A 16,818-nucleotide genomic window follows, 5' to 3' on the forward strand; every position below is an offset into this window, starting at 1 on the left:
TTGGGGGTGCGGGACCAGGCAGGCAGCCTAGTGCGGTTGCGCCGCCCGGGCGTACGTTTCCCGGCGGTTGGACCGGGGAAGACCCTGTGCTTCGCGGTCGTGATCGATGGTGAGCGCGTGGCGTGCAGAAATATGCAGAAGCAGACCGTTCCATTACGGAACGACGACCGCAATCTTTCCGGCAGTCGGCTGGCTTCGTCCGGTTCCCGGTCGGGAGATACGGATCTATACGGAGATCGTACGGATTGTGGGGACGTGCATTGTCGGTGAAACCAGAAGTCGGCACACCGGGCCGTAAGACCCCCACCCCACACGCGGAAGCGGGGCTGCTGCTGCGGAGAATCCGCAACAGGGCCGGAATCACGCAGATGGCCGCCACGCACGACGTCCTGAAGAGCGGCAACCTTTCGACTTTCCGCAAGCTCGAAAGCGGCGAGCGCCGCATGACCCCGCCGCAGATCGAGAAGTTCTTCCGCGGTCTGGGCGCCTCGCTCGAAGAGCGTGCGGAACTCTACCGGCTGTCCGACCGCCGGCCGGAGAGGATTCCCCGCTCCCGGGAGGCGCTCGGTGATCCCCCCGGCCTCGCCGCCCTCATGGAGGACTGCAGGATGCAGGTCAGGCGGCACGAACTGCCCACGTACCTGCTGTCAGGCGCCTTCGAGGTAGTGGAGATGAACGAGCCCTACCGGGAGATCGCGCAGGCCTTTCCGGTCCGGCCGGGGCACGAACTGGCCGATCCGCTGAAATACCCGATCGGATTCGTGCTGAAGTACCCGGACGCGGAGGACTACTTCCTCGACTGGATGCGCAACTGGGTTCCCCCGATGCTCAGTTACCTCAAGGCCGGGATGGAACTCAACCCGGACGACCCGGTCATCGCGGAAACCGCGGACGCGGTACTCGCCGAGCCCCGGCTCAGACGGGCGTACGACCGGGTGAGCGCCGACCTCGATGCGCTTTCCAGCCACCACGTCGACCGCCTGGTGCGAGTCCGCCAGGCCGACGGGAGCCAGACGGTCATGGGAATGCGGGTCCGCATGTTCAGCGTGCCCCTGCTGGAGAGCGAGGCGTTCGCGATGCTGCACGTGTTCCCGTACTTTCCCACCGAGGCCGGGGGAGGCTGATCCGGCCGCCCGGCGTCAGAGGCCCGCCGCCGCCGACAGGTCGGCTTTCAGCTCCGCCAGGACCTCCGCCGCCGCGGCCCGCGCCGCCGGCAGGCCGGGGCGGCCGGCCGGGACCGGGGCCACGACCTCCAGGTAGCACTTCAGCTTCGGCTCCGTGCCGCTCGGGCGGACGATCACCCGGGCCGACTCCACGCCCCGGGCCCCGTCGCCCGCCAGGGTGTAGCGGAGGCCGTCCGTCGGGGGGAGGGCCGGGGTGCCGGCCGACAGGTCCTCGGCCAGGGACACCCGCAGCCCCGCCGCCGTCCGCGGCGGGGACTCGCGCAGCCGGCGCATGGCGGCGGCGATCACGTCCAGGTCCTCCACGCGGACGGAGAGCTGGTCCGTGGCGTGCAGGCCGTACTCCACCGCGATGTCGTCCAGCAGGTCCTGCAGCGTGCGGCCCGCCGCCTTCAGCTCCGCCGCCAGTTCCGCGACGAGCAGGGCCGCCGTGATGCCGTCCTTGTCGCGGACCCCCGCCGGGTCGACGCAGTAGCCGAGGGCCTCCTCGTAGGCGTAGCGCAGGCCGTCGACCCGGGCCAGCCACTTGAAGCCGGTCAGCGTCTCCTCGTACGGCAGGCCCGCGGCCCGCGCGATCCGGCCCATGAGGGAGGAGGAGACGATGGACGCGGCGAAGGTACCCGCGGCCCGCTTGCGTACGAGGTGCGCGGCCAGCAGGGCGCCGACCTCGTCGCCGCGCAGCATCCGCCACCCGGCGGCCGCGTCCGCGTCCCGTACGGCCACCGCGCAGCGGTCCGCGTCCGGGTCGTTCGCGATGACCACGTCGGTCCCGTCGGCCGCGCGCGCGGTGGCGAACGCCAGGTCCATCGCGCCCGGCTCCTCCGGGTTGGGGAACGCGACCGTCGGGAAGTCCGGGTCCGGCTCCGCCTGCGCCGCGACCGGCACCGGGGCCGGGAAGCCCGCGCGGGTGAAGGCGGCCGCGAGGGTCGCGCCGCCGACGCCGTGCAGGGAGGTGTGCACCGTGCGTACGCCGCGGGGGCCGCCGGGCGCTACGACCGCTGCGGCCCGGTCGAGGTACGCCTCCACGACCTCCTCGCCCAGCACCTCCCAGCCGGCCGCCGGGCGGGGCACGTCCGTGAGCGGGCCCACCGCCGCGATGGCCGCCGCGATGGCGGCGTCGGCGGGCGGGACGATCTGCGAACCGCCGCCCAGGTAGACCTTGTAGCCGTTGTCCCGCGGCGGGTTGTGGCTGGCGGTGACGGTGACCCCGGCGACCGCGCCGAGGTGGCGGATCGCGAAGGCCAGCACCGGCGTCGGCAGCGGGCGCGGCAGGACGGCCGCGCGGAAGCCGGCGCCGGTCATGACGGCGGCGGTGTCCTCGGCGAAGGCGTGGCTCTTGTGCCGGGCGTCGTAGCCGACGACCACCAGACCGCCGCCCGCGCCCTGCTCGTCCAGGTACGCGGCCAGCCCGGCGGCGGCGCGGATCACGACGGCCCGGTTCATCCGCATCGGCCCCGCACCCAGCTCGCCGCGCAGCCCGGCGGTGCCGAACTGCAGCGTGCCGGCGAAGCGCTCCGCGAGGGCGGCGGTGTCGTCCGCGCCCAGCAGGTCCGCCAGCTCGGCCCGGGTGTCGGGGTCGGGGTCCTCGGCCAGCCACGCCCTCGCCCGGGCGAGGAGGCCGGCGGTGTCCCCGGCAGCGTCCCCGGCGGCCTTTCCGGCGGCTTTCCCCGCAGCGTCCCGCGCGGTGTTTCCAGCAGCGTCCGTGGTCACCTGTCGCCGTCCTCAGTCACTGTCGTCCCCTTCGTCCGCCGCGGCGTACGCCCCGGCCCGTACCGCATCGGCGCGTACCGACCGGAGCCCTCACACCCGCCGCAGCACCTCGGCCAGCAGCCCGCCCATCCGCGCCGCCGAGTCGCGACCCGCCTGCAGCACTTCCTCGTGGCTCAGCGGCTCGCCCGTCATGCCCGCCGCCAGATTCGTGACCAGCGAGATCCCCAGCACCTCGGCGCCCGCCTCGCGGGCCGCGATCGCCTCCAGGACCGTCGACATGCCCACCAGGTCGGCACCGGCGCGGCGGAGCATCTCGATCTCGGCCGGCGTCTCGTAGTGCGGGCCCGGCAGCTGGGCGTAGACGCCCTCCTCCAGGCTGGGGTCCACCTGCTTGCACAGCGCGCGCAGCCGCGGCGAGTACAGGTCCGTCAGGTCGACGAAGCGGGCGCCCTCGATCGGGGAGGTGGCGGTGAGGTTGATGTGGTCGCCGATCAGCACCGGCTGGCCGGGGCGCATGCCCTCGCGCAGCCCGCCGCAGCCGTTGGTGAGTACCACCGTCTTGCAGCCCGCCGCCGCGGCCGTGCGCACGCCGTGCGCCACGGCGGCGACGCCGAGGCCCTCGTAGTAGTGCGTACGGCCGAGGAAGACCAGCGCCCGTTTGCCGCCGAGCCGGTACGAGCGGATCCGCCCGGCGTGGCCCTCCACCGTGGGCGGCGGGAAGCCGGGCAGGTCGGTGACGCGCAGCTCGTGCTCTGGCGCGCCCAGCGCGTCCGCCGCGGGCACCCAGCCGGAGCCCATCACGAGCGCGATGTCGTGGGAGTCGGCCCCGGTGAGCTCGCGGAGGCGGTCGGCTGCGGCCGCCGCGTCGGGGGCGGGGTGCGGAGTGGATGCGTTCACGCGACGAGCCTAGCCCGTCACCCCCTACGCGCGTAGAAGCGGCCCCCCACTGGCCCCCACCGGACACCCGCCGCCCCGCGCGGGAGCCGTCGGCGGCGGCGGGGGACAATGGGGTACGTGACTCGGATCGTGATCATCGGTGGAGGCCCCGGCGGGTACGAGGCGGCGCTCGTCGCCGCGCAGCTCGGCGCGGAGGTGACGGTCGTCGACTGCGACGGCCTGGGCGGCGCGTCGGTGCTCACCGACTGCGTGCCGTCGAAGACGCTGATCGCCACCGCGGAGGTGATGACGACCTTCGACTCCTCGTACGAGGAGCTGGGCATCATCGTCGCGGACGACACCCCGCCGGACAAGCAGGCGGCCCGCGTCGTCGGCGTGGACCTGGGCAAGGTGAACGCCCGGGTGAAGCGGCTGGCGCTGGCCCAGTCCGAGGACATCACCACGAACGTGACCCGCGCGGGCGGCCGGGTCGTGCACGGCCGCGCGAGCGTCTCGCCGCAGCAGGCGCCGGACGGCTCCCGCACGGTGCACGTGACCGGCGCCGCCGAGGAGGAGCTGGTCGCGGACGCGGTGCTGGTCGCCACCGGCGGCAGCCCGCGCGAGCTGCCCGACGCGCAGCCCGACGGCGAGCGGATCCTGAACTGGAAGCAGGTCTACGACCTCGACGAGCTGCCCGAGGAGCTGATCGTGGTCGGCTCCGGCGTCACCGGCGCGGAGTTCGCGGGCGCGTACCAGGCGCTCGGCTCGCGGGTCACGCTGGTCTCCAGCCGGGACCGGGTGCTGCCGGGCGAGGACCCGGACGCGGCGGCGGTGCTGGAGGACGTCTTCCGGCGCCGCGGCATGAACGTGATGAGCCGCTCGCGCGCGCAGAGCGCCAAGCGCGTGGGCGACCGGGTCGAGGTGACGCTCAACGACGGCCGCGTGATCACCGGTTCGCACTGCCTGATGGCGGTCGGCGCGGTGCCCAACACCCGGGGCATCGGCCTGGAGGAGGCCGGGGTGCGGCTGACGGACTCCGGGCACATCTGGACCGACAAGGTGTCGCGCACGAGCGCGCCGGGCATCTACGCGGCGGGCGACTGCACCGGCGTCTTCGCACTCGCCTCGGTGGCGGCGATGCAGGGCCGGATCGCGATGTACCACTTTCTCGGCGAGACCGTCGCGCCGCTGCGGCTGAAGACCGTCTCGGCGAATGTGTTCACGGACCCCGAGATTGCCACGGTGGGTTACCAGCAGTCGGATGTGGACGAGGGGCGCATTGATGCGCGGGTGATGAAACTGCCGTTGCTGCGCAACCCGCGGGCCAAGATGCAGGGGGTGCGGGACGGATTCGTGAAGCTCGTCTGCCGCCCCGGCACCGGGATCGTGGTGGGCGGCGTGGTGGTCGCGCCGCGGGCCAGCGAACTGATCCACCCCATCTCGATCGCCGTCGACAACAATCTGACCGTCGAACAGATCGCCAAGGCGTTCACCGTCTATCCCTCGCTGACGGGGTCGATCGCGGAGGTCGCACGGCAGCTCCAGGCGAGCAAGCCGGGCGGTGACGACTAGGTCCGGGCCCGGACCGGAGGCGGCTGGCCAGCGGGGGCAAGCGAGCGCCTATACCACCTTCAGATGTCGCCAAGGAGCATTTTCTTCTCATCGACGCAAGCGGCTGAAAGAACACGGTCTTTGGCGTTACTGTCGGTTTCGTGTTCGCTGCAGAACGTCGTCAGTTGATCCTGGAAATGGTACGGGCCAATGGGGCCGTATCGCTCCGAGAGCTCGCCCGAGTCGTACAGACCTCCGAGGTGACCGTGCGCCGAGACGTACGGGCCCTCGAAGCCGAAGGGCTGCTGGACCGAAGGCACGGAGGGGCGGTCCTCCCGGGCGGTTTCACCCGTGAGTCCGGCTTCCCACAGAAATCACATCTCGCGACCGCGGAGAAGACCGCGATCGCCGATCTGGCCGCAGGATTCGTCGAGGAGGGCGAGGCGGTCGTCGTCGGTGCCGGTACGACGACGCAGGAGCTGGCCCGCCGGCTCGCGCGCATCCCCGGCCTGACCGTCGTGACCAACTCCCTGCTCGTCGCCCAGGCGCTCGCGCACGCGAACCGGGTCGAGGTCGTCATGACCGGCGGCACGCTGCGCGGCAGCAACTACGCGCTGGTGGGCAGCGGAGCGGAGCAGTCGCTCCAGGGGCTGCGCGTCTCGCGCGCGTTCCTCTCCGGCAGCGGGCTGACCGCCGAGCGCGGGCTGTCCACGTCCAACATGCTGTCGGCGAGCGTCGACCGGGCGCTGGTGCAGGCCGCGGCGGAGGTCGTGGTGCTCGCGGACCACTCCAAGCTGGGCACCGACACGATGTTCCAGACGGTGCCCACCGACGTCATCACGCGGCTGGTCACGGACGAGCCGCCGCCGAACGACGAGCGTGCGGTCACCGAGCTGCAGGCCCTGGCCGACCAGGGGGTGCAGATCGCCGTGGCGGGCCCTGAACAGCCGGTGGGCGGTGAGAGCGGCCCCCCGGCACCGCGCCGTCACCCCCGGCACGGGGGTGAGCGGCGGCGCGGCGACGACAGCGTGCCACTGCCGGGCCAGCGCCGGACGCCGCAGGCCGCGGCGTCGGCGATGCGCGCCGCGACGGCCCTGCCGGACCAGGGCCGGGTGGCGGACCTGGCGCCGCGGCGGCGGTAGTCCGGGAAGCCCGGGGGCCGGGAGAGCCCCGGGCCCGGCCGCGGGGCCGGAGCGCCGGCGTCGCCCGTGGCTGCCGCGCGACGGCCCTGCGTCGGCCGCGCGGCGGCGGGCGCCGGTGCCGAAGTACGGGGCCGCAGCATGCCGTTCAGGTGCCGTCCGGCCATGTCAGGCGCCGTGCGCGGTGCATCCATACGGCGACGGCCGCGAGGACCGCCGTACCGCCGCCGAGCGTCATGACCGCGGACGGCGAGGCCTGGTCCACGGCGACGCCGCCGGCCAGCGCGCCGACGGAGATCGTGGCCTGGAACGAGGCGGTGAACAGCACCGCCGCCGCCTCCGGCGCGTGGGGCGCCGCCTTGGCGAACCATGTCTGGGACGCGACGGGGACCGCCCCGTAGGCCACGCCCCAGAGGACCAGCAGCGCCGCGGCGCCGAACTGCCAGCGCCCGACGACGGGGAGCAGCAGGGTGGCGGCGGCGATCATGGCCGCGACGAGCCCGAAGGTCCCGCGGGGACGGCGGGCGACCAGCGCGCCGCCGAGGAAGTTCCCGGCGATGCCCGCGGCGCCGTAGACCAGCAGGAGGCCGGTGACCAGCCGGGGGCCGGCGTCGGTGACCTGCTCCAGGAACGGCGTCACGTAGGTGTACGCGCCGAAGTGCGCCAGCACGATCAGGGCCGTCAGCACGAGCGCGAAGCGGGTGTTGACGCCTCGCAGCATGCCGCGCAGGACGTGGAACCGGGTGGTCCGCGTGGGCGGCAGCGGCGGCAGGAAGACCAGCAGCATCACCAGTACGCCGACGGCCAGGGCGCCCAGGGCCGCGAACGCGGTGCGCCAGCCGGCCAGGTCGCCGAGGAGCGTGCCGGCCGGCACGCCGAGAACGGAACCGAGCGGCACCGCGGAGAAGATCACCGCCCTGGCGCGGCCCACCGCCGGGGCGGGCACCAGCCGCTCGGCCAGTGAGGCGCCGATCGACCAGAAGCCGCCGATGACGACGCCGACGACGACCCGGGACGCCAGCACGATCCAGTAGTCGGGTGCCGCGGCGGCCAGGAAGTTCGCACCCGCCAGCAGGGCCGTGAACGTGCACAGCATCAGGCGGCGGTCGACGCGCGCGGACGCCACGGTCACCAGGGGGGCGGAGATCGCCGCGAGGAGGCCCGGCATGGTCATCATGAGCCCCGCCATCCCGTCGGAGACGGCGAAGGCCGCCCCGATCCCGGTGAGGAGGCCGATCGGCAGGATCTCCGTGGTGACGATCGCGAAGATGCCGAGCGTCACGGCGGCGACGGCCGGCCAGCCCCGCGCCGCGGGGCCGGGGCGCGGACCGGCGCCGCCGGACGGGTGCGCGGGGGAGGTGGTCGGTGCAGCCATGGAGTCCGCCCTGTGAGGTGCCGCTGTTGCAGGACCAGTGCAACAAGCACCTCACGGCGGGGTCTGGCGGATTCCCGACGTCGTAGTGGCCGGGCAGGGTGGTGTCGCGGATCCGCCGGGCCGTCAGGAGGGCGGCCGGGTGCGCAGGCCGTCCAGGGCCAGGCCCAGGAGCCGGTCCGCGACCTCCGTGTCCTCCGGGTTCTTCGCCGCCGCCTTCTCCGCCGCGTACGCGAGGGCGCTCGTCAGCCGCAGGAGGTCGTCGGGGGAGACGTCCGCGCGCAGTTCGCCGGACTCGCGCGCGCGGCCGGCCAGCAGCCCGACGGTCTCCCGCAGCTGCGTCTTGCAGTTGACCATCAGGCCCTCGTCCATCAGCGTCCCCGCGATCCCGCGGATCGTCGAGGACACGTCCACGTACCGCCGCATCCACGCCGTCAGCACGCCCATCGGCGTCCTGCCGGGCTCCGCCGCCAGCGTCCGCGCGGTCTCGTCCAGCTCGTCGACCCGCGTCTGGAACACCTCGCCCATCAGCGCGAAGCGGTCCGGGAAGTGCCGGTACAGCGTGCCGATGCCGACGCCCGCGCGGCGCGCGATCTCCTCCAGCGAGGCGTCCGCGCCGTGCTCGCCGAAGGCCGCCGCGGCCTCGTTGAGCAGGCGTTCGTAGTTGCGGCGCGCGTCCGCGCGCATCGGCCGGCCCTGCACCGTCCCCATGGGCACCACCCTTCGTCGTCTCCGCGCTGCAGCCCAGAATGCCATTGCAGAAACGGAGGCGGCCTCCGTATAGTGAAGCGGAGCTACCCTCCACTTCATTCTCTGCCGGAAGGCACCCCTGTGTCCACATCCCTGCGCACGCCCACGGACCGCGGCATCCGCGGTCAGGGCCGTACGGCCCGCGGCGCCCGCCCGGGGCTCGCGCTCACCGCGATCGTCGCCACCCAGCTGATGTTCCTGGTCGACGCCACGGTGGTGAACGTCGCACTGCCCGACATCGCGCTCGACCTGCACTTCTCCCCGACCCGGATGTCCTGGATCCTCAACCTCTACACCCTCGCTTTCGGCGGCCTGCTGCTCCTCGGCAGCCGCATAGGCGACCGCATCGGCCGCCGCCGCGCCCTCGTCACCGGCGTGCTCGCCTTCACCGCCGCCTCCCTGCTCGCGGGCGTCGCGCCCAGCGGCAGCTGGCTGCTCCTCGCCCGTACGGTGCAGGGCGTCGCCGCCGCCCTCGCCGCTCCCAGCACCCTCGCCCTGATCGCCACCACCTTCCCCGAAGGCCGCCAACGCGCCCGCGCGCTCGCCGTCTTCGCCTCCATCAGCGGCGCCGGCTCGGCGCTCGGCCTGGTCCTCGGCGGGGCGCTCACCGACCTCGTGTCCTGGCACTGGGTCTTCCTGATCAACCTGCCCGTCGGTCTCGCCATCGCCTGGCTCGCACCGCGCCACCTCGACGAGACCCCGCGCCAGCGCGGCCCGTTCGACGCCCTCGGCGCGCTCCTCGCCACCCTGGGCATGACCTCGCTCGTCTACGCCTTCATCCGCACCGCCGAGCGGGGCTGGAGCGACGGGCTCGCCCTCGGCGCCTTCGCCGCCGCCGCGGCGCTGCTCGGCAGCTTCCTCGCCGTCGAACTCCGCGTCCGCCGCCCTCTGGTGGTGCTGCGGCTCTTCGCCGACCGCAACCGGTCGGTCTCGTACGCCACGATGCTGATGATCCCCGCCGGGATGTTCGGCGTCTTCTACTTCACCACCCAGTACCTGCAGCGCTACCTCGAATACAGCCCGTTCCGCGCGGGCCTGGCCTTCCTGGCGCTCGCCGTGCCGCTCTTCGCCGCCTCCCGCATCGCGCCGCGCGCGCAGGCCAGGTTCGGGCCGAAGCGCACCGCGCTGGCCGGGCTGACGCTCAACACCGCCGGCACCCTGTGGCTCACCCGCCTCGACGCCTCCTCCGGCTACGCCGACGGGCTGCTGGGCCCGCTGGTGCTCATGGGCGTCGGGGTCGGGCTGACCATGATGCAGCTGACCACCCTCATCCTCAGCGGCGTCGAGCCCGAGGACGCGGGGTCGGCCTCCGGGCTGCTGCAGACGATGCAGTACGTCGGCGGGAGCCTCGGCCTGTCCGTGCTGGTCTCCGTCTTCGACGTGGGCCTCAGGCACTCCCCGGGGCACACGTTCTTCGACGGCACGGGCGCCGCGTTCACCGCCGCGGCGGCGTTCTCGGCGCTCGCGCTGCTGCTGATGGCGGGGGCCCGGAACGTACCTCGCACGTCCTGAAAACCACGTCAGGGGCGGGCCCTCTCGGGCCCGCCCCTGCTCCGTGCCGGACCTGTCGGCCCGGGTCAGCCTGCCGTCCGCGTCAGTCCTTGATCTCGCAGATGACCGCGCCGGACGTGACCGTCGTGCCCATCTCCGCCGCGAGGTCCTTGACCGTGCCGGCGCGGTGCGCGTTGATGGGCTGCTCCATCTTCATCGCCTCCAGCACGATCACCAGATCGCCCTCCGCGACCTGCTGGCCCTCCTCGACCGCTACCTTCACGATCGTGCCCTGCATCGGCGAGGCCAGCGCGTCGCCCGAGACCGCGGAGCCGGACTTCTTCGCCGCCCGCCGCTTCGGCTTCGCCCGCCCGGCCGCCGCCGAGGCGACCGCGCCGAGCGATGACGGGAGCGACACCTCCAGGCGCTTGCCGCCGACCTCGACGACCAGCGTCTCGCGGCTCTCCTCCGCCGCGTCGCCGTCCGCGCCGCCCGCGAACGGGGGGATGCCGCCGGCGAACTCCGTCTCGATCCACCGGGTGTGCACGCTGAACGGCTCGACCGCGGAGGCCGGCGCGAACGCCTCGTCCCGTACCACCGCGCGGTGGAACGGCAGCGCCGTCGCCATCCCGGAGACCGTGAACTCGTCCAGCGCGCGCGCCGCGCGCTGCAGCGCCTGCTGCCGCGTGGCGCCCGTGATGATCAGCTTGGCCAGCAGCGAGTCCCACGCCGGGCCGATCACGCTGCCCGACTCCACCCCCGCGTCCAGCCGCACGCCGGGCCCGGCCGGCGGCTCGAAGGCCGTCACCGTGCCGGGCGCGGGCAGGAAGTTGCGCCCCGGGTCCTCGCCGTTGATCCGGAACTCGAAGGAGTGACCCCGCACCGGCGGGTCGTCGTACCCCAGCTCCTCGCCGTCGGCGATACGGAACATCTCCCGCACCAGGTCGATGCCCGTGACCTCCTCGGTCACCGGGTGCTCCACCTGGAGGCGGGTGTTGACCTCCAGGAAGGAGATGGTGCCGTCCTGGCCGACGAGGAACTCGCAGGTGCCCGCGCCCTCGTAGCGCGCCTCCTTGAGGATGGCCTTCGACGCGCGGTACAGCTCGGCGTTCTGCTCCGGGGACAGGAACGGCGCCGGCGCCTCCTCCACCAGCTTCTGGTGGCGGCGCTGCAGCGAGCAGTCCCGGGTGGAGACCACGACCACGTTCCCGTGCTTGTCCGCGAGGCACTGCGTCTCCACGTGCCGCGGGCGGTCGAGGTACCGCTCGACGAAGCACTCGCCGCGGCCGAACGCGGCGATGGCCTCGCGCACCGCCGACTCGTACAGCTCGGGGACCTCTTCGAGCGTACGGGCCACCTTCAGGCCGCGACCGCCGCCGCCGAAGGCGGCCTTGATGGCGATCGGCAGCCCGTGCTCCTCGGCGAACGCCGTGACCTCCGCGACGCCCTGGACCGGGTCCTTCGTGCCGGCCACCAGGGGCGCGCCGGCGCGCTGGGCGATGTGCCGGGCGGACACCTTGTCGCCGAGGTCGCGGATCGCCTGCGGCGGCGGGCCGATCCACGTCAGGCCGGCGTCGAGGACCGCCTGGGCGAACTCGGCGTTCTCCGACAGGAATCCGTACCCGGGGTGGACGGCGTCCGCGCCCGAGTCCTTGGCGGCCTGGAGCACCTTGCCGATGTCGAGGTAGCTCGTGGCCGGAGTGTCACCGCCGAGCGCGAAGGCCTCGTCGGCCACGCGGACGTGGAGTGCGTCCCGGTCGGGCGCGGCGTAGACGGCCACGCTCGCGATTCCGGCGTCCCGGCAGGCGCGGGCGACCCGGACGGCGATTTCGCCACGGTTGGCGATGAGCACCTTGCGCACGTTGGCTCCCTTCTCGGAACACCGAGATTTTAGGTAATGGCGACACCTCTGCGCTGCGGGAACCCGGAGGTGAGTTTTCCCACACAGAGAGTGATCCGCGCCGCCGCACTCGGGCGCGTAGCCCTGAGTTCCCAAGGTACGCCGCTTCCGGGGCCGTGCGCGCGAAACCGGCGTGTGGCCAAGGTCTCGCGCGTATTGAGGAGATGGACGGCACAACTTTTTGTGGGAACCATACGAAGGCGAGACGGAATCTTTTCGGGTGGCCCGTCCGTCCGGAGCCGTGGCGCCCGCCTTCGCGTGTGCCCGCCGGGTGTCCCGCGGGTGTCCATCGTGTGCGGACCCTTGCCGCCTCCGACTACCCATCAGTAGCGTAAGTGGGCCGAACGGACCTGGTTCAGGGGGTGCCGCCATGCGCACAGCCGTCGCGGCGGTGGCCGGTGCCGCGCTGCTCGTCGAAGCGGTCGGGCTGGCCGTCGTGCACTTCGTCCTGGGCTCGGTCGTCGACCGCCAGGAGATGTCCCTCGCCGGCCTCGACTCCGGCGTCATGTCCGGTTCCACGCGCGCGGCGGGCGTGGCCCTCGGGCTCTACCTGCTGTGCTGCGGCGCGGTCTCGCTGCGCACCGCGGTACGGGACCGCGCCCCCGGGCGCGCCGGGCGGAACCTGCTGGTGAGCTGCGCGGCGCTGCACGCGGTGCTGGCGACGGTGGCCGTGGGGCTGGTGGGCTGGGCGGCGTTCGCGGGGCTGATGGTGCTCTTCGGGCTCATCGTGCTGGTGTTGACCGCCGAGGACGCCCCCGTACGGCGGCCCGACGGCGGCGCGGAACCGGCACCGGCGGCCTGACCCCCGCCCGCGCGCCGCCGCCCGCGCCGCATCGCGTACGGGCCGCATGCGGGCCCGAGAACCCGCACCGCCCCACGAACCGCAGGGCGGCCCGCTACGCCCACAGGTCGGTGATCTGCACTCCCAGCTCCGCGAGCAGCCGGCGCAGCAGCGGCAGTGAGATCCCCACGACGTTGCCGTGGTCGCCGTCGATGCCGTCGATGAACGCGGACGAGCGGCCGTCGATGGTGAACGCCCCGGCCACGTACAGCGGTTCGCCGGTGGCCACGTACGCGGCGATCTCGGCGTCGCTCGGCTCGCCGAACCGCACCACCGTCCCGGCGGTCGCGCTCGCCCGCCGGCCCGACGCCGTGTCGATCACGCAGTGCCCGGTCTGCAGCACCCCCGAGCGGCCGCGCATCGCCTTCCACCGCGCCGTCGCGTCCTCGGCGTCCACGGGCTTGCCCAGCGCCGTGCCGTCCAGCTCCAGCACCGAGTCGCAGCCGACGACCAGCGCGCCCGCCGCCTCCGGCCGTGCCGCGACGGCGGCGGCCTTCGCCTCGGCGAGCACCAGGGCCAGTTCCGCCGGCGACGCGGCGGTGACGGCGTCCTCGTCGACACCGCTGACGACCACCTCGGGCGCGAGCCCCGCCTGCCGGAGCAGGGCGAGCCGGGCGGGGGACTGCGACGCGAGCACGAGCGTGCGGGCGGGGGAGTGGGTCATGCGCGTCATCGTAGGCGGCGGCGGTGACACCGCCGCCCGCGGCGGGCGCGGGTCCACAAGTCACCGTAGAAGCACGACGACTTGTGGAACGCGCTGGGGCGCCCCCATGCCCGGCGCCTCACATCGGCGGCATACCGGGTCCGGCCGCCCCCAGCGCCAGCGACACCACCGCCGCCAGCGCAAGCAGCCACCCGGCGCGGCGCAGCCGCCGTTCCGCCGCACGCAACTCCGCGTCGGGCTCGTCTGGGGGGTCGGACCAGAGCATCTTCCGATGGTCCCGGCCCGGCGCCCCGCGCGCCTGAGTACGGATACTCAGATGCCGCCTGCGCGCACCCCTACGCCGGCCAGTACGTCGTACGCCACGCCTTCGGCCCCGGCTGCGGCGTCCGCCGGGCCGGCACCCGCCGGGCCGGGTCCGCCCACTCGCTGGCGGGCCCGCCCCGGGCCCCGGCCGCGGACGACGCCGCCCGCGCCTGGACCACCGCCAGCGCCGCCGCCAGCTCCTCCGCCGTCGGGTTGCCCCGGACCACCTTGATCTCGTCGGACATCGGCCCTCCTCGACACCGCCGCCTACAGCGGGATGTTCCCGTGCTTCTTCGGCGGCAGTGCCTCCCGCTTGTTGCGCAGCACCCGCAGCCCCTTCGCCACCTGCCGCCGCGTCTCCGACGGCATGATGACGGCGTCCACATACCCGCGTTCCGCCGCCGCATACGGGTTCAGCAGCGCGTCCTCGTACTCCCGGATCAGCTCCGCGCGCCGCGCCTCGCGCTCCTGCTCGTCGTCGATGGCGGCGAGCGTGCGGCGGTAGAGGATGTTGACCGCGCCCTGCGCGCCCATGACGGCGATCTGCGCGGTGGGCCAGGCCAGGTTGAGGTCCGCGCCGAGGTGCTTGGAGCCCATCACGTCGTACGCGCCGCCGAACGCCTTGCGGGTGATCACCGTGATCAGGGGCACGGTCGCCTCGGCGTACGCATAGATGAGCTTGGCGCCGCGGCGGATGATGCCGTCGTACTCCTGGTCCGTGCCCGGCAGGAAGCCGGGGACGTCGACGAAGGTGAGCACGGGGACGTTGAACGCGTCGCAGGTGCGCACGAAGCGGGCGGCCTTCTCGCTGGCCTTGATGTCCAGGCAGCCGGCGAACTGCATCGGCTGGTTGGCGACGACCCCGACCGGGTGCCCGTCGACGCGGCCGAAGCCGGTGACGATGTTCGGCGCGTACAGCGCCTGGGTCTCCAGGAACTCGCGGTCGTCCAGCACGTGCTCGATGGCGGTGTGCATGTCGTACGGCTGGTTCGCCGAGTCCGGGATGAGGGTGTCCAGCTCGCGGTCCTCGTCGGTGACCGCCGCCTCGCCGTCCTCCGGGAACGCGGGCGGCTCGCTGAGGTTGTTGGACGGCAGGTAGGACAGCAGCGCCTTGACGTACTCGAAGGCGTCCTTCTCGTCGCCCGCCATGTGGTGGGCGACACCTGAGGTGGTGTTGTGCGTACGGGCGCCGCCCAGCTCCTCGAAGCCGACGTCCTCGCCGGTGACGGTCTTGATGACGTCGGGTCCGGTGATGAACATGTGCGACGTGCCGTCCACCATCACGGTGAAGTCCGTGATGGCCGGCGAATACACCGCACCGCCCGCGCACGGGCCCACGATGACGCTGATCTGCGGGACGACGCCGGAGCTGTGGACGTTGCGGCGGAAGATCTCCGCGAAGAGCCCGAGCGCGACGACGCCCTCCTGGATGCGCGCGCCGCCGCCGTCGTTGATGCCGATGACGGGACAGCCGGTCTTCATGGCGAAGTCCATCGCCTTGACGATCTTCTCGCCGTAGACCTCGCCGAGGGAGCCGCCGAAGACCGTGAAGTCCTGCGAATACACCACGACGGGGCGGCCGTCCACCGTCCCGTAGCCGGTGACGACGCCGTCGCCGTACGGGCGGTTGGCCTCGATGCCGAAGTTCGTCGAGCGGTGCCGGGCGAACTCGTCCAGCTCCGTGAACGACCCGTCGTCCAGCAGCAGGTCGACCCGCTCGCGCGCGGTCAGCTTGCCTTTCGCGTGCTGCTTCTCCACCGCGCGCGCCGACCCGGCGTGCGTGGCCTCCTCGATCCGGCGGCTGAGATCGGCGAGCCGGCCGGCCGTCGTGTGGCTGTCCGCCGTCTCGGCGGGGGGCTCGTGCGCCTGGGCCATCGCGGTGCAGCTCCTGGTCGTCGGGGGCGCCTCCGGGCGGGGTACCCGGGGGAGTGCGGGACTTACCGCTACGTAGGTTATCGGCGCACGGCCGCCCTACGGGTGCGGCGTTGGCCACACCGGCGGCGTGGCGCCCGCGTGGTGCCCGCGGGTGCCACGCCCGCGCCGCGGGCGGCGTGGCGTCGGCGCCGGTGGGACGGACGTCTGGCCGTAGGGTGGCCGCATGAGTGCAGATCGGGGAAGCCGCTGGTCCGACCTGGACCGTCCGCCGCTGAACGCCGACGCGCTGCGCCGGGCGCTCGTACGGACCGGAGGGCTGTGGACGTCGCTCGACGTCGTCGACGCCACCGGCTCCACGAACGCCGACCTCGCCGCCCGCGCCCGCGAGGGTGCGCCCGAGGGCGCGGTGCTCGTCGCGGAGGAGCAGACGGCGGGACGCGGCCGGCTGGAGCGCCGCTGGTCGGCGCCGCCCAGATCCGGGCTCTTCTTCTCCGTACTGCTGCGCCCCGAGGGTGTACCCGTCAGCCGGTGGGGCTGGCTGCCGCTGCTCGCCGGCGTCGCCGTGGCGACCGCGCTGCCGCGGGCCGCGGGCGTGGACACGGCGCTGAAGTGGCCGAACGACGTGCTCGTGACCGTCGAAGGCGAGGAGCGCAAGGCGGGCGGCATCCTCGTCGAGCGCCCCGACGCCACGGCCGAGTCCGTGGTCCTCGGCATCGGCATCAACGTCACGCTGCGCGCCGCCGAACTCCCCGTCCCGCAGGCCGGCTCGCTGGCCCTGGCCGGCGCGAAGGTCACCGACCGGGACACGCTGCTGCGCGCCGTGCTGCGGTCGCTGGAGCGGTGGTACGGAAGCTGGCGTACGGCGGGCGGCGACCCGGCCGGCGCCCGGCTGCAGGAGACGTACGCGGCCGGCTGCGCGACGCTCGGCCGGCAGGTCCGCGCGGAGCTGCCGGGCGGGACGGCGGTGACGGGGGAGGCCGTCGCGGTGGACGGCGACGGCCGGCTGGTGCTGGCCACGGCGGCGGGGCTGGCGGAGCCGGTGAGCGCGGGGGACGTGGTGCACCTGCGGTCCGCGGCCGAAGCGGAGTGAGCTGGGCCACACTTCCCGTATCGTTGGCACCGCAAGGGCGGTGGCCAGGGAACGGACGTGCGGAGGGGGCAGCCG

General features: G+C 73.6%; 15 protein-coding genes. 6 read left to right on the forward strand and 9 right to left on the reverse strand.

The window, feature by feature from the left end; genetic code table 11:
- The first annotated feature begins 245 nt into the window (after positions 1-245).
- Positions 246-1,124 (forward strand): helix-turn-helix domain-containing protein, encoded by an 879-nt coding sequence (locus LG396_RS14895; RefSeq protein ID WP_225795132.1) that lies wholly within the window; start codon positions 246-248, stop codon positions 1,122-1,124.
- A gap of 15 nt (positions 1,125-1,139) precedes the next feature.
- Here LG396_RS14895 and LG396_RS14900 read toward each other — a convergent pair whose 3' ends face one another.
- Complete coding sequence (locus LG396_RS14900; RefSeq protein WP_225795245.1) at positions 1,140-2,774, reverse strand: phospho-sugar mutase; 1,635 nt, start codon at positions 2,772-2,774, stop codon at positions 1,140-1,142.
- A gap of 207 nt (positions 2,775-2,981) precedes the next feature.
- On the reverse strand, positions 2,982-3,788 hold the full coding sequence (locus LG396_RS14905; protein ID WP_018834644.1) for a purine-nucleoside phosphorylase: 807 nt from the start codon (positions 3,786-3,788) through the stop codon (positions 2,982-2,984).
- Positions 3,789-3,896: 108 nt separating this feature from the next.
- Here LG396_RS14905 and LG396_RS14910 point away from each other — a divergent pair, with 108 nt between their 5' ends.
- Together LG396_RS14910 and LG396_RS14915 are read left to right on the forward strand one after the other, a co-directional pair.
- Positions 3,897-5,339, forward strand: coding sequence for an NAD(P)H-quinone dehydrogenase (locus tag LG396_RS14910; RefSeq protein ID WP_037740318.1), 1,443 nt, complete (start codon positions 3,897-3,899; stop codon positions 5,337-5,339).
- Positions 5,340-5,479: 140 nt separating this feature from the next.
- Positions 5,480-6,460: a DeoR/GlpR family DNA-binding transcription regulator gene (locus LG396_RS14915; protein ID WP_100299187.1), complete on the forward strand. Its 981-nt coding sequence runs from the start codon at positions 5,480-5,482 to the stop codon at positions 6,458-6,460.
- 145 nt (positions 6,461-6,605) lie between these two features.
- Here the strand turns inward: LG396_RS14915 and LG396_RS14920 are convergent, their stop codons facing one another.
- The gene (locus tag LG396_RS14920; protein ID WP_225795133.1) at positions 6,606-7,832 is read right to left on the reverse strand and encodes an MFS transporter; all 1,227 of its coding nucleotides are present in this window, start codon (positions 7,830-7,832) and stop codon (positions 6,606-6,608) included.
- Between the two features lie 123 nt (positions 7,833-7,955).
- The gene (locus tag LG396_RS14925; protein WP_225795134.1) at positions 7,956-8,540 is read right to left on the reverse strand and encodes a TetR/AcrR family transcriptional regulator; all 585 of its coding nucleotides are present in this window, start codon (positions 8,538-8,540) and stop codon (positions 7,956-7,958) included.
- Positions 8,541-8,660: 120 nt separating this feature from the next.
- On the opposite strand from LG396_RS14925, the gene LG396_RS14930 reads away from it, so the two are divergent.
- Positions 8,661-10,091, forward strand: a complete 1,431-nt coding sequence (locus LG396_RS14930) for an MFS transporter (protein ID WP_225795135.1) — start codon at positions 8,661-8,663, stop codon at positions 10,089-10,091.
- Between the two features lie 82 nt (positions 10,092-10,173).
- On the opposite strand, the gene LG396_RS14935 is transcribed toward LG396_RS14930, so the two are convergent.
- Positions 10,174-11,931: an acetyl/propionyl/methylcrotonyl-CoA carboxylase subunit alpha gene (locus LG396_RS14935; RefSeq protein WP_018834638.1), complete on the reverse strand. Its 1,758-nt coding sequence runs from the start codon at positions 11,929-11,931 to the stop codon at positions 10,174-10,176.
- Between the two features lie 409 nt (positions 11,932-12,340).
- Here LG396_RS14935 and LG396_RS14940 point away from each other — a divergent pair, with 409 nt between their 5' ends.
- Positions 12,341-12,772 carry a hypothetical protein gene (locus LG396_RS14940; protein ID WP_225795136.1) on the forward strand — a complete coding sequence of 144 codons (432 nt, stop codon included), beginning with the start codon at positions 12,341-12,343 and terminating at the stop codon, positions 12,770-12,772.
- Positions 12,773-12,866: 94 nt separating this feature from the next.
- On the opposite strand, the gene LG396_RS14945 is transcribed toward LG396_RS14940, so the two are convergent.
- The 4 genes from LG396_RS14945 to LG396_RS14960 form a co-directional block, all read right to left on the reverse strand.
- Positions 12,867-13,475 carry a Maf family protein gene (locus LG396_RS14945; RefSeq protein WP_100299183.1) on the reverse strand — a complete coding sequence of 203 codons (609 nt, stop codon included), beginning with the start codon at positions 13,473-13,475 and terminating at the stop codon, positions 12,867-12,869.
- Between the two features lie 118 nt (positions 13,476-13,593).
- Complete coding sequence (gene mmpB / locus LG396_RS14950) at positions 13,594-13,740, reverse strand: morphogenic membrane protein MmpB (RefSeq protein ID WP_018834635.1); 147 nt, start codon at positions 13,738-13,740, stop codon at positions 13,594-13,596.
- Between the two features lie 70 nt (positions 13,741-13,810).
- Positions 13,811-14,023: an acyl-CoA carboxylase epsilon subunit gene (locus tag LG396_RS14955; protein ID WP_018834634.1), complete on the reverse strand. Its 213-nt coding sequence runs from the start codon at positions 14,021-14,023 to the stop codon at positions 13,811-13,813.
- 22 nt (positions 14,024-14,045) lie between these two features.
- Positions 14,046-15,653, reverse strand: coding sequence for an acyl-CoA carboxylase subunit beta (locus LG396_RS14960; RefSeq protein ID WP_037740334.1), 1,608 nt, complete (start codon positions 15,651-15,653; stop codon positions 14,046-14,048).
- Positions 15,654-15,876: 223 nt separating this feature from the next.
- Here LG396_RS14960 and LG396_RS14965 point away from each other — a divergent pair, with 223 nt between their 5' ends.
- Positions 15,877-16,743 (forward strand): biotin--[acetyl-CoA-carboxylase] ligase, encoded by an 867-nt coding sequence (locus LG396_RS14965; protein WP_225795137.1) that lies wholly within the window; start codon positions 15,877-15,879, stop codon positions 16,741-16,743.
- Positions 16,744-16,818 lie beyond the last annotated feature (75 nt).

The sequence above is a fragment of the Streptomyces aculeolatus genome (genome assembly GCF_020400605.1).
Lineage (GTDB): Bacteria > Actinomycetota > Actinomycetes > Streptomycetales > Streptomycetaceae > Streptomyces > Streptomyces aculeolatus.